Origin of the sequence: Sporolactobacillus caesalpiniae (genome assembly GCF_040513385.1) — a bacterium.
Lineage (GTDB): Bacteria > Bacillota > Bacilli > Bacillales > Sporolactobacillaceae > Sporolactobacillus.
In genome coordinates this window covers 342,925-356,296 of sequence record NZ_JBEVCB010000005.1, presented here as the reverse complement: position 1 = coordinate 356,296, position 13,372 = coordinate 342,925, and the positions used below count along the sequence as shown (strand labels likewise).

The 13,372-nt window shown below is 44.5% G+C and carries 12 protein-coding genes and 1 tRNA gene; 10 read left to right on the top strand and 3 right to left on the bottom strand.

Annotation, left to right across the window (positions count from 1 at the left end; genetic code table 11):
• The first annotated feature begins 8 nt into the window (after positions 1-8).
• The 10 genes from ABWW58_RS12180 to ABWW58_RS12135 all read left to right on the top strand — a co-directional run bounded on the left by ABWW58_RS12180 (position 9) and on the right by ABWW58_RS12135 (position 10,279).
• Complete coding sequence (locus ABWW58_RS12180; RefSeq protein WP_353869393.1) at positions 9-776, top strand: SDR family NAD(P)-dependent oxidoreductase; 768 nt, start codon at positions 9-11, stop codon at positions 774-776.
• Between the two features lie 14 nt (positions 777-790).
• A complete protein-coding gene (locus tag ABWW58_RS12175; protein WP_353869392.1) occupies positions 791-1,777 on the top strand; it encodes a zinc-dependent alcohol dehydrogenase in 987 nt (328 codons plus the stop codon).
• A gap of 20 nt (positions 1,778-1,797) precedes the next feature.
• A complete protein-coding gene (gene hisD, locus ABWW58_RS12170) occupies positions 1,798-3,084 on the top strand; it encodes a histidinol dehydrogenase (protein ID WP_353869391.1) in 1,287 nt (428 codons plus the stop codon).
• A gap of 29 nt (positions 3,085-3,113) precedes the next feature.
• Entirely contained in the window at positions 3,114-4,079 is a 966-nt protein-coding gene (locus ABWW58_RS12165; protein WP_353869390.1) for a C-terminal binding protein, read from the top strand.
• Between the two features lie 40 nt (positions 4,080-4,119).
• Positions 4,120-5,139: an ABC transporter substrate-binding protein gene (locus tag ABWW58_RS12160; RefSeq protein WP_353869389.1), complete on the top strand. Its 1,020-nt coding sequence runs from the start codon at positions 4,120-4,122 to the stop codon at positions 5,137-5,139.
• Positions 5,140-5,221: 82 nt separating this feature from the next.
• Positions 5,222-7,258 carry a urocanate hydratase gene (gene hutU, locus ABWW58_RS12155; protein WP_353869388.1) on the top strand — a complete coding sequence of 679 codons (2,037 nt, stop codon included), beginning with the start codon at positions 5,222-5,224 and terminating at the stop codon, positions 7,256-7,258.
• Positions 7,251-8,492 (top strand): imidazolonepropionase, encoded by a 1,242-nt coding sequence (gene hutI, locus ABWW58_RS12150; protein WP_353869387.1) that lies wholly within the window; start codon positions 7,251-7,253, stop codon positions 8,490-8,492. The genes hutU and hutI overlap by 8 nt, the downstream gene beginning before the upstream one ends.
• A 31-nt stretch (positions 8,493-8,523) precedes the next feature.
• The gene (locus ABWW58_RS12145; RefSeq protein ID WP_353869386.1) at positions 8,524-9,354 is read left to right on the top strand and encodes an ABC transporter permease; all 831 of its coding nucleotides are present in this window, start codon (positions 8,524-8,526) and stop codon (positions 9,352-9,354) included.
• Positions 9,355-9,367: 13 nt separating this feature from the next.
• On the top strand, positions 9,368-10,159 hold the full coding sequence (locus tag ABWW58_RS12140; protein ID WP_353869385.1) for an ABC transporter ATP-binding protein: 792 nt from the start codon (positions 9,368-9,370) through the stop codon (positions 10,157-10,159).
• A 35-nt stretch (positions 10,160-10,194) separates the two neighbouring features.
• Positions 10,195-10,279 (top strand) — tRNA-Ala (locus ABWW58_RS12135).
• A 729-nt stretch (positions 10,280-11,008) separates the two neighbouring features.
• On the opposite strand, the gene ABWW58_RS12130 is transcribed toward ABWW58_RS12135, so the two are convergent.
• The 3 genes from ABWW58_RS12130 to ABWW58_RS12120 all read right to left on the bottom strand — a co-directional run bounded on the left by ABWW58_RS12130 (position 11,009) and on the right by ABWW58_RS12120 (position 13,174).
• The gene (locus tag ABWW58_RS12130) at positions 11,009-12,205 is read right to left on the bottom strand and encodes an Acg family FMN-binding oxidoreductase (RefSeq protein ID WP_353869384.1); all 1,197 of its coding nucleotides are present in this window, start codon (positions 12,203-12,205) and stop codon (positions 11,009-11,011) included.
• Positions 12,206-12,859, bottom strand: a complete 654-nt coding sequence (locus ABWW58_RS12125) for a TetR/AcrR family transcriptional regulator (RefSeq protein ID WP_353869383.1) — start codon at positions 12,857-12,859, stop codon at positions 12,206-12,208.
• A gap of 162 nt (positions 12,860-13,021) precedes the next feature.
• Positions 13,022-13,174 carry an aspartyl-phosphate phosphatase Spo0E family protein gene (locus ABWW58_RS12120; RefSeq protein ID WP_093673412.1) on the bottom strand — a complete coding sequence of 51 codons (153 nt, stop codon included), beginning with the start codon at positions 13,172-13,174 and terminating at the stop codon, positions 13,022-13,024.
• Between the last annotated feature and the right edge of the window lie 198 nt (positions 13,175-13,372).

Below are 13,372 nucleotides of genomic sequence, written 5' to 3'. Positions count from 1 at the left end.
ATGAGCATATGTCTGAATCGCCGCTTTTTCGAATAAAAGGGAAAATTGCGCTGGTTACCGGTGCCGGCAGAGGGCTTGGCAGGGGATATGCGATTGCATTGGGACGAGCCGGCTGCAAATGTATCTGCGTTGGTCGAACGCTTGACGATCTTATTGAAACCAAACGAATGATTGAACAGGAACAAGGCAAGGCAGAAACAGTTGTCCTTGATATTACACAATTTAACCAGTTAAAAGCAGCCATTGATCAAATTGAGGAGCGCTTCGGTCCTATAGATATTCTGGTGAATAATGCCGGGACCGAGATTGCCGAACCTTTTCTGGAGGTCACTGAAGCTCATTACGATACGATCATGGATGTGAACTTAAAGGCCGTTTTCTTTTTGACTCAAGCAGTAGCAAGAAAGATGAAAGTAAGAAAACGAGGAAAGATTATTAATATCGGTTCTCTTGGCAGTGTTATCGGCCTTGCCGGATCATCTGTCTATTGTTCCTCTAAAGGAGCCATTACTCAGTTGACTAAGACAGCTGCTTTGGAATTCGCATCCGAAGGCATTCAGGTGAACGCCATTTTTCCAGGCTATTTTCTAACGGAAATGACAAAGTCCTTCTTTGATGATCCTGAACACAGGGCGTGGATTGAAGATAAAATTCCGCTTGAACGAATCGGAACTGCTGATGATCTGGCAGGGACCCTATTATTTCTTTCCGCTCCCGCCTCTGACTACATTACCGGTCAGTCGATCAGTGTCGACGGCGGCTGGACGGCAGGATAAGAGGCGGATGACCAATGAAGGTATTAAGAAACTATGGAATAGGCGATGTGCGGGTTGAACAGGCTGAACTTCCGATAACGCAAAATGGAGAAGTGTTAATTAAGGTTCACTATGCTGGAATTTGTGGATCGGATCTGCACATTTATCGTAAGGGAATGTTTGTTCAATGCCTCAAGGAAATTATGGGTCATGAATGTGTAGGCGAAGTCGTATCAATGGATGCAGGCGCTTCACTAAAAGCAGGTGACTATGTAGTTTGTGATCCGCGTGTACCTTGTCTCAATTGCTCGGCATGCAAAGAAAATGCGTGGAATCGTTGTGCACATATAGGGTTTATTGGCGAAGTCAGACCAGGATGTTTTGCCGAATACATGGCTGTTCCTGCCGAAAAATTGATTCCGGTTAAAGAGATCAAGCATCTTGAATGGCTGACACTCACCGAACCTTTAGCGGTCGCCCTTCATCTTTGCCGAAGATCTGCGGTTCTCCGCAATGATCAGGTCATGATTTTCGGCGCCGGTCCTATAGGCTTAATGACTTTTTTGTTATTAAGGTATGTTTTTCATGTCACCCAGATTACCGTTATGGATTTGTCTAATCAACGTTTGTCGCTCGCGCAATCATTAGGGGCCGATACGATTTGCATGCTGGAATCATCAGACCAGGCATCCTATGATCTTGTGATTGAGACGACCGGGGCCCCTGTATGCATGGGACAGGCAGTTGGTGTTGCAAAATCAGGGGGCAGGATTTCCGTGGTTGCTTTATATGAGCAAAAAGTCACGATTGATGCAAACCAAATTACTGAAAAAGAGCTGACGCTACGTGGTTCAAGCACATACACCACGGATGAACTACGTGAGGCAGCACGATTAATTGAGGCAAGACATTTGCCGCTGGATAAGTTGATTACACGCATTTCGCAAATTGAGGAGGCACCAATCCTTTTTGATCAATTAGCTAAAGGCGCGCAAGATTGCAAGGTTCTGTTTCAATTATAAAAGGAGAGGATCGGTCTTTTATGGAATGGATCAAGAAAGCAACGGAGAAAACGTATGAACGTGACCAGCAATTAACTGAGTTGGTTTCCGGTATCATCACTAACGTTCGCGTGTCTGGAGATCAAGAATTGATTAAGCTGGCTGAACAGTTCGATCATGTTTCTCTTGAATCGGTAAAAGTAAGCAAAGAAACCGTAAAAGAAGCCTATAAGAAGGTTGACAGCAAAACCATTGATGCTTTGAAATTCGCGGCAAAAAACATTAGCTTTTATGCAGAAAATCAGTATCAATGTTTGAAAGCGATGGAGGTCAGCAGTCCGGTTCCCGGTGTCACTCTCGGTCATCGCCTCATACCGGTTGAACGATGTGGCGCATACATTCCGGGTGGGCGTTATCCGCTGCCAAGCTCAGCATTAATGTCCGTTATTACGGCTAAAATTGCTGGGGTAAAAAGTGTTGCCGCCTGCTGTCCGCCGGCGAAAGACTACGGTACCATTCATCCGGCTGTTCTGGTAGCTATGGATATCGCCGGCGCGGATGAAATTTATGCGGTGGGCGGTGCCCAAGCCATTGCAGCACTTGCCTATGGGACGGAGACCGTGCCGAAGGTTAACCTGATCGTTGGTCCCGGAAACCGTTTCGTGACCGAAGCAAAACGGCAGGTATTGGGTGACGTAGGAATAGATAGTCTCGCTGGTCCGAGTGAAGTGCTGATTCTGGCAGACGAAACATCAAATCCTGACTTTGTTGCCATTGACTTGCTCGCTCAAGCAGAACATGATCCGAATACAAAGACCATTCTCGTCTGTACGAATCGAGAAATGATTGAGGCGGTGCAGCAATCGCTTGAAAAATATTCGGTCGAGCTGGTTACCAACAAAATTGCCAGCCAGTCATGGAAGGATAATGGTCAAATTATCTTGGCAGACCATTTGGATGAAGCCATTGCCATTACTAACAGTATTGCTCCGGAACACCTGGAAGTGCAAACCAAGAATGCTAAGGAAGTAAGTGACCAACTAATTAATTTTGGTTCACTCTTTATTGGTTCGCATGCTCCGGTTGCATTCGGTGATTATGTGTCGGGTACGAATCATATTCTGCCAACAATGGGCACTGCAAGATATTCTAATGGCGTTTGGGTCGGTACATTTATCAAGACATCATTTTATCAAGAAATTACAGAAGAAGGCTGTCTGAATTTATCAGAAGCATGTATGCAACTGGCACAAGTTGAAGGTTTGCATGCGCATGGAAAGTCCGTTGCCGTCCGTGTAGACGCACTTAATAAAAAATTAACAGAATAAAAAAATAATTTAACGTGGGAGGTGATGTCTTGAAACCGCTGATTTGGATTATTGACGAGGAGTGGTCCGATTACACTATAGAACAAGAACGTCTGAAACAGGCCTTTCCAAACTGCATCATTAAGTATTCAGGAAATGATTACCAAAAAGATCTTGACGATTTCGGACGTTACGCTGATGCTATCCTTTGCCAAGTTTATGTCACCCTTGGAGAAGAGACCATTGAGAAACTGGAGAATTGTCGGATTATTGCCATTTATGGCGGCGGGTACGATCGAGTAGCTGTCAATGCTGCCAAATCGAAAGACATTACGGTTACCTATGTTCCGGGTTATTGTGTTGAGGATGTTTCTGATTACGTTATTTCAGCCATCTATTTCTTTAACAAGAACTTACCTTATTACTTGCAGGTAGCAAATAAAGGCCCGTGGGGAGCGCAAGCAGTATCTGTCCTTACCCCGCGTATTGCCTCATCCACCTTGCTCATTATTGGTTTTGGGCGAATTGGACAAAAAGTGGCTGAAAAAGCAAATGCTGCTCATATGCGCGTGCTTGTGCACGATCCGCGACTGAGCGATTCTGATGCCCTCAGCTGCGGGGTAACTAAAGTAACGCTGCATGAAGGTTTACCAGAAGCTGACTATGTGACGCTTCATACGACATACACATCTGAGACCGACAGCTTACTGTCTATGTCCGAATTTAAGCTGATGAAGCCGACCGCGCATGTTATTAATACATCGCGTGGGCGCGTCATGAATGAACAGGATTTAATCGAAGCGGTAAAAAGTAAATTCATTTCCGGAGCAATGCTGGACGTGATTGCCAATGAGCCGCCGACAGGCAGAGAAGCTGTTTTCTCCTGTCCAAATATTTATGTCACACCGCATGTTTCCTATTTATCAGTTGAATCACTGCACACACTCAAGGAACGCGCAGTTGCTAATGTCATCACTGTGTTAAACGGTGGACGATCCAAGGACGCTGTTATCTAAATCTATTTTATAGAATCACTTACTAATAGGAGGGAATTTCATGAAAAAAATCGTTGTGCTCATTCTTGTTGGTCTTATGTCCGCAGCTCTGTTGCTCTCTGGTTGTTCCTCATCGTCAAAAAGCGGAAACGGTGACAGTAAAAATAGCAAAAATCAGTTCAAGGGAACCGTGAAACTGGGCATTTCATCTTGGATTGGCTTTGCACCTATGTATCTTGCAGAAGAAAAAGGACTTTTCGAGAAAAACGGTGTAAAAGTGAAACTGCAGACTATTCAAAGTGCAAGCGACCGACGCACAGCGATGGCAGCAAACCGTATTCAGGGTTTCTTCACGACTGTTGATACACATGTCATGACGGCAGCTGCCAATATTCCTGTTTATCAAGTGCTGGCCCTAGACACATCCAGCGGCGGCGATGGTCTTGTTGCTAAGAAGGACATAAAGTCGTTCGCAGATCTAAAAGGCAAGAAGGTTGCTATTGATACAAGTGGCGGTGCAAGCTATTTCTGGTTTATGTATATGCTCGATCAAAACAAAATGACGATGGATGATGTGCAGATTGTCAATATGAGTGCCGGAGATGCCGGAGCAGCTTTTGTCGGCGGCAAAGTCGATGCAGCAGTTACCTGGCAGCCTTGGCTGACCAAAGCAGAAAAAACGTCTTTTGGTCATGTGCTCCTCTCTAGCGATAAAACCCCAGGATTAATTGTTGATTCACTTGGCCTGCGTAAAGACTTTGTTGATGAAAATCCGAAGCTTGTACAAGGTATTGTTAATGCTTGGTATGATGCGCTTGATTATGCAAAAGAAAATCCTGATGAAGCTGACAAAATTATGGCCAAAAGTATGGGACAGACCGTTAAAGACTTTAAAGCTACTGAACCGGATGTGACTTTCTATGATAAAGCGGGCAATAGTAAATATTTTGGCACAAAGAGTGATCCGGGTCTGATCTATGATGTTACAGACAAAGCAGCAACCTTTTGGAAGAAAGTCAAGCTGATCAGCAAACAGCCGAAGGCGACAGATCTAATTAATGGTGATTTTGTCGGTAAGTAAGACATTTGATTGATCATGATCTCTGTCCATTCTCAGTGGTGGACGGAACTTTTTTTGAGCTACTAATAAGGAGGTTCTTTTCATGCCTGTTCGTCCTGATTCACATTATTCTTTATCCATTTTGAGTGAAGGCCAACCGCTGCCTGACTATCCTGAATTTGTTGAAGGCATTCGGCGTGCACCAGACAGGGGTTATACGCTGAGTCCGCAACAGACTCGTGTCGCATTAAAGAATGCCTTGCGATACATTCCTGAGAACTATCATGAACAAATGATTCCTGAATTTCTTAACGAATTAAAGACCCGTGGCCGCATTTATGGCTATCGATTCAGACCTGTGGGTCGCATCTATGGAAAACCAATTGATGCTTATAAGGGAAAATGTACTGAGGGTAAAGCGTTCCAGGTAATGATCGACAATAATCTCGATTTTGATGTTGCACTGTATCCATACGAATTGGTGACCTATGGCGAAACCGGAAGTGTCTGCCAAAATTGGATGCAGTATCGTTTGATTAAAAAGTATCTCGAAAGTTTGGAAGCAGATCAGACCTTAGTGCTTGAATCAGGACATCCACTTGGCGTTTTTAAAACGAAGCCGGAAGCTCCGCGTGTCATCTTGACAAATGCGTTGATGGTTGGCGAATTTGACAATTTGAAAGATTGGGAGATCGCCGAACAAATGGGGGTGGCCAATTACGGTCAGATGACGGCAGGTGGATGGATGTATATCGGTCCGCAAGGAATTGTCCATGGCACATACAACACGTTGCTTAATGCCGGGCGTGAGAAATTAGGTATTCCAAATGAGGCGGATCTTTCTGGTTATCTATTTATCAGTTCAGGTCTTGGCGGGATGAGTGGTGCCCAGCCAAAAGCGGTGGAAATTGCTAATGGAGTGGGAATTATTGCCGAGGTCGATCAGTCGCGAATCGACACACGTCTCCGACAAGGATGGGTCAATACGGCTTCGGATGATCTCGATAAGATTTTTGCTATTGCTCAAAAACATTTGGACGATAAAACAACTGTGTCAATTGCTTATCACGGAAACATTGTCGATCTGCTCGACTATGTGGTTGACCATGACATCAAGGTTGATTTGTTATCTGACCAAACGTCCTGCCATGCGGTTTACGAGGGCGGTTATTGTCCCAAAGGGCTTACCTTCGATGAACGGACGAAGCTGCTTAGTGAGGATCGCGCACAATTCAATCAGCTGGTTGACCAATCACTGAAGGTCCATTACGCCTGCATAAAAGCTCTGGTTGACAAGGGCACTTATTTCTTTGATTATGGCAATTCCTTTTTAAAAGCTGTCTACGATGCAGGTGTGACAGAAATATCGAAGAACGGTCATGATGATAAAGATGGCTTTACGCTTCCGTCTTATGTAGAAGATATTATGGGGCCGCAACTGTTTGATTATGGTTATGGACCATTCCGTTGGGTTTGCCTAAGCGGAAAAGATGAAGACCTTCGGAAGACCGATGAGGCTGCCATGGCTTGCATCGATCCGGATAGACGCTATCAGGATCGCGATAATTACAATTGGATTCGTGATGCAGAGAAAAATCAACTTGTCGTGGGTACAAAGGCGAGAATTCTGTATCAAGATGCAGAAGGCCGAGTCGCCATTGCACTTAAGTTTAATGAGATGGTCAGAAAGCATGAAGTCGGGCCGGTGATGATCGGCCGTGATCATCATGATGTGAGCGGTACGGATTCTCCATTTAGAGAAACAGCAAACATCAAGGATGGAAGCAACGTAATGGCTGACATGGCCGTTCAATGTTTTGCAGGAAATGCGGCGCGCGGCATGAGCCTTGTTGCCCTTCACAATGGCGGTGGAGTGGGTATCGGCAAATCAATCAATGGCGGTTTCGGGTTAGTGCTCGATGGCAGCGCGCGTGTGGATGAAATCATTAAACAAGCAATCCTTTGGGATGTTATGGGCGGTGTTGCGCGGAGAAACTGGGCGCGAAACGAGCATTCAATGGAAACAGCCGTTGCATTTAATCAGAAATACCAGGGTGAAAATTATTTAACAATTCCTTATTTGGTTAATGAAGAACTGCTCACAAACCTGAGCGGATCTGAAGGCGGAAACAATGACTAAACGAATCATTCTCCATGCATCGGAAATTGCAACTCCGATGGGGACAAAAGCGCGAGCAGGAAAAGAAATGTCTCAGATTAAGATCATTGAAGACGGTGCAATCGTCATTGAAGACGGAATGATTGTTGCTGTCGATACAAGTGCTTCGATCTTGTCTCGATTTGATCTTAATCAATACACAGTAACTGATGCTTCAGGCAAGAGTGTTGTTCCGGGATTCATTGATTCTCATACCCATTTTATTTTTGGCGGCTTCAGACCTGATGAATTTTTGATGCGTTTGTCCGGCAAATCTTATATGGAGATCATGAAAGCCGGAGGCGGTATAGAAAATACGGTTCAGGCAACACGCGCAGATTCTTTTGAATCACTTTTTAATAGCGGCATCCAGCGTCTGAACGGTATGGCTCGTTTAGGCATCACCACAGTTGAGGGCAAAAGCGGATACGGTCTGGATCTGGAAACCGAGCTGCGCATGCTTCGCGTGATGAAAAAATTAAACGCGGATCATCCAGTTGACGTTGTACCCACATATCTAGGGGCGCATGCGCTTCCTCGTGAATTTAAAGCGGACAGTCAGGCGTATCTTCAATTTATGATCGATCAAGTCATACCGGAAGTAGCTAAGGAGCGTTTAGCAGATTTCTGTGATGTCTTCTGTGAGGAAGGTGTTTTCTCCATCGATGAATCACGCCGATTGTTGAATGAAGCAAAAAAATATGGATTTTTGCTGAAGATTCATGCGGATGAAATCGAATCGATGGGCGGAGCTGAACTGGCCGCTGAAGTGGGCACGGTTTCTGCTGATCATTTGCTAGAGGCTTCCGAACAAGGGGTACGAGCGCTTGCTGAACGGGGCATTGTCACGACCTTGCTTCCGGCAACCGCATTCTGTTTAAACAAGCCATTTGCTGATGCACGCAAGATGATTGATGCGGGCTGTGCAGTTGCTTTGGGAAGCGACTTTAATCCCGGCAGTTGCTTTACCTATTCTGTGCCGCTCATTTTTGCACTTGCAGGGATTCATATGCAGATGACCAGTGAGGAAGTGCTGACCGCATTTACACTTAATGGAGCGGCGGCACTGAATCGTTCCGAGACCATTGGCAGCATTGAACCTGGGAAAAAAGCTGACCTAGTCCTGCTCAATTATCCAAGCTACAAATATCTTATATACAATACAGCCATGAATTGTGTCAATACAGTGATTAAGAACGGACACAATGCATTTTGATATCGAACAATTCCCGAAAGGAGGCCATTTGATGGAACCTGATCGTCAAATCAGTAACAATGCGAAAAAATCAAGCACATCGTTGAAAAGACTATTTACGCCGATGGTAAACATCAAACACAGCTTGTATTTGACCTTAGGAGTGGTCGGCTTTGCCTTTGTACTTGCAGCATGGAGCATACTGACGTACGGGGGTATGGTTGACCCTATATTTCTTCCCACGCCAACGGATACCTTTAGAGCTGCAGTCGATCTGTTTACACAACTAAATTTTACTCATGATATATCGGTGACGATTGTTCGAGTTATTATTGGTTTTCTATTGGCAGCTGTGATCGCAGTTCCGCTAGGAATCATGCTTGGCACCTATAAGCCAATAGAAGGCTTTTTGGAGCCGCTCATGTCTTTTGTTCGTTATTTGCCGGCCTCTGCTTTTATCCCCCTTTTCATTCTGTGGATTGGGGTGAGCGAGTCGCAAAAAATAGCTGTCATTTTTATGGGCAGTTTTCCACAGTTAATCCTAATGGTTGCCGCTGCGACAAAAAGTGTCCAAACGGATCTTATCGATGTGTCCTACACGCTAGGTACGTCCCGAGCAGCGGTCTTATGGCGCGTGATTCTGCCGGCTAGTATGCCGAGTATTATGGACTCTTTGCGAATGGTGCTTGGTTGGGCATGGACCTACATTATTGTTGCTGAGTTGGTGGGCGCATCGTCCGGAATCGGATATATGATTATTCAATCGCAGCGAATGCTGAAGACCTCTAATATTTTTGTCGGTATCCTCATTATCGGATTAATCGGTCTGATTTTCGACTATGTATTCAAATGGCTGTCTAAACGGTTGTTTCCATGGCACTAAAGGAGGGGCACAGATGACTGAACAGGCGAAAAAACTGATCATTTCAAATTTGTCAAAGACGTTTAAACAAAAGGAACGGACAATTCAGGCGTTGAGCGACATAAACCTTGAGGTCAAGGATAAGGAATTTGTGTCTATTCTCGGTGCTTCAGGTTGTGGAAAGTCAACGCTGCTGCGTATCATTGGCGGGTTGGAAACGCCGTCCACCGGAAAAGTATCAATTAATGGAAGTGAGATTTCTGAACCGGGCGCTGATCGTGGGATGGTTTTTCAATCGTACACGCTTTTTCCATGGCTCACCGTGCAGAAAAATATAGAATTTGGTATGCGAGAAAAGGGTATACAGGCGAATGAACGAGAAAAGATAGCAAAGGACTATATCGAAATTGTTGGATTACAAGGGTTTGAAAATGTGTATCCGAAAGCGTTGTCTGGAGGTATGAAACAGCGCGTGGCGATTGCGCGCGCATTGGCCAACGATCCTGAAGTGATATTGCTTGACGAGCCGTTTGGGGCGCTGGATATGCAGACACGGAGTTTGATGCAGGAATTGCTTCTAGACGTGTGGCAGAAGTCACAAAAAACGGTCATATTGGTAACCCATGATATTGATGAAGCGATTTTTATGGCGGATCGAGTAGTTGTGATGGAATCGCGACCGGGAAAGATTAAAGAAATCATTAATGTTGCGTTTCCAAGACCAAGAGATTACCATATCAAAACGACGGAGCAATTTCTTAGCTATAAAGCTCAAGCTGTTGAACTGATTCGCAGTGAAACATTAAAAGGTATGAATGCTGTGTAACAAAATAATAAGTTTTAATTTGAATTTGTGATAAATTAGTTGAATCATTATGTCCTTCGATGTAGTATAAGCGCCTGCTTTGCACGCAGGAGGTCAGCGGTTCGATCCCGCTAGGCTCCATCGGAGTATACATAATGAAAGAAGCGATCATTTTGCCAAGAAGCAGATGATCGCTTTTTTATTTCGGGTAAAGAAAGTCGATAAGGTCATAAGATTCGATTGGGCGATCAGGTAAGCGCCCAATCTGAGAATTAGGCGGAAAAATTCCGCTTAATTAGAAAATGAATGAAAAAATTGCTTAAATAGACGGAGAAATTCCGCTTATCGAATCGAAAAACGTGAAAATGGAGGGTTTTTCTGTGAATAAGCGGAAAAATTACCCTTATTTACCTGTGAAACAAGCGCTAGGACGCAAATAACCGGAAAATCTCCGCTTATTTTATTCCAGCCCCACGTTACTTAATCAAGAATCAAAATGATTTATGAACTAGAAATGTCTGTTCAAGACAAGCTTGATGATTCAAAATCGCATTTGAAGCAAGGGAACTTTCGCTAATTACGCATACGTCCTGCAAGCAACGCGAAAGTCACCACATCCTGTGGAAGTATGTCCTGCAAGCAACGCGAAAGTCATCGCATCCTGTGAAAGTATGTCCTGCAAGCAATGCGAAAGTCACCGCATCCTGCGGAAGTAAGAACTGGGCTGTGCCCGGTTTTTCTAACAGTTAATAAAAAATCAAACTGGTAAGTTCTGCGTGCTTTGAGACTTCAAAGCGCGTTCACTCGATCAATTCGTTTGCCGACTTTCTAAATAATGGTGAATCAATCTGATTTTTAGTTATTGGGCGCTCATTTACTGATGAGATCCATAACATCCCGCCGCATGCTCTGGGGAACTTTCTCGGTTGGTTTTCCTATACGGACAAGCATTTGGATCGTTTGACCTTCCGGCGCATACGTGTTGTGAATGCTGTGGTACAACTTGCTCATCTCCGGATATTCTTCCAGAGCTTGGCTGACCGGCTGCACGGCCAAGCCGAGATTGTGTGCGGTTAGTGTTAATCGGCTGTATAGCATGCCGCTCTTCACTTGACTCGCGCGGCTGTTATCGCGAGAGGAAATCATTGCGTAAGCCGGTGTATGGTTAATGGATGTTTTGGTTGATTGAATCATAAGATCGGATGCTGCCTTCTCACTGTTCAAAAAAGGGAAAAGTGTGACAAGGCCCTGCATGAAATAGAGCGAGAATCCGGAAGTTCCTTGCCCTTCAAAAGAAAATCCATAGCGGTAGTTGTTTTTCTGATATTCGTTTGGGCGGAAGATGTCCGATGCCTCTTTCGTGACGCGAGGAACTCCAGCCTCAATGACCGCCCCGTCAATCGCGAAATTTCCAAGTTTTCGCACATTTGCCTTGTCCTGATAAATTTTTGTTGTGATTTGCTCGCCTTCGTTGAGTGATTCTAAAGAATCTACTTGCTGCTTGGTCAATGCGTCTGATTTATAATTCGCTCTGTTTGTATCCGGTAGATATACAGCGTTGAAGAGCGGACTGCGCTGTGGATCCGCCTGTTTTAAAACGACCCTGGCTACAGGCTTATCGGACATACTTTGTGCAAGCTGCTGCTCGTTGTAGTCACCTTTGGGAAACAGGGTAATTGTTACAGGATAGCCGATTTTCTGACCGGCAACCGCTACATAATCTAGAAAAGTGCCTTGAGTGACCATCAACTGGCGTGAGAGGGGATCGGCTTGAGGAGACATTCTTTGCGGATCAGCATACAAATAAAAGGTCATGGGATCATTTTTGTCGAGTTTAATGATCCATGGCTGCATGTTATGGCCGTTTGCCGCCAATAGTCCGAAAGCCGCAAGATGAACGCGCGGATCTTTGTGAAGCTTTGCGTAGCTTTTATCCCAAGGTTGAAGGTACTTTTGCGGCTGTAAAAAACCGCTTGCTAAGAACAGTGTGATGAACGCGAGTAAAAGAAGAGCTGCCGCACATGAAAAAATAATCATCATGACTTTTTTCATCCCTCGTTTTTTCATTTAATCACTACCTCCATTATCGTTGCGGATCGAACGAAGCATTAATTCGAATGCGTTGTGGATCAAAAAATCGGAAGAAATTGAATGATACTTTTGCAAATAGTTCTTTTTAATAAGTGAGTTGTTGAGGACGCCGCTCATACAGGACCACAAGACAACTGCTGTTTGCGTGGTGTCCAGCTCCTCGCGGAAAATTCCTTCGTCCTTTCCCTCACTGATCAGGGCTGCCAATTTGCCAAAGACGACCTCACCAAGCGCGTAACATTCTTCTCTTGATGAATCCGGAACGCTATTCCGGAAATCCGTCATAGCGTTCTCATACGAGAAAATAGTCCGAAAGTAGTCAGGGAAATCCTTGCGGAACCGGTAAAAGGCGTCCGCCATTTCCCTAAGCTTCGCTTCTGCGCGAACGTGTTCTTCACTCGCGTCATCAAGCAGAGCAATTAACTGCTTGTAGCCACGGATCATGATTTCGAAATGAAGCTGTTCTTTGCTGTTGAAATAGATGTAAAGCGTGCGCTTACTGAGCCGTGCTTCTTGGCACAAATCGTCCATTGTTGTACGGGCAAAGCCCTTGGAAAAAAACAGACGCTCTGCGGCATCAACAATTGCGGTTCGTTTCTTCTCCTTTTGCATCACTCTTTTTGATTGCACATGAATCGCTCCTGAATCATAAAAGTAAACTGTTGGTTTACTTTTATTTTCAAAGAAAAACTTGCCCCTGTCAAGAGGAACAAGTTGTTTTGTTAGTTAATCGATACAAAAATTATGGTATAATTTTAATGCTTGACTCAGTTAACAGACTGCACGCAAGCGTTATCGGATGAGCCGTTCATATTGATTCAATAATTGATCGAGGTGATGGCTCATATGCTGGATATTCGGAGAAATAAGAGGTTCATGGATGGCCGCATTCGTCATCATACTGCGCAAGATTTCAATTTTTCCGAGGAGTTCTTGTCTGTCCATATATCCACCTCCATGCTTAGTACTTGCTCATTATAGAATACCCCTATAGACGGATTTCAAACGATCAATCATTTAGGCGGACTGACCGCCGGATTCTTCATTTCTTGAACGAATAACAGCTCATGAACAAGGTAATGACTGAAACTGTTTTATAATTAACTCAACTTTCGCAGAGTGAAAATCCGAAATAACCCTTGA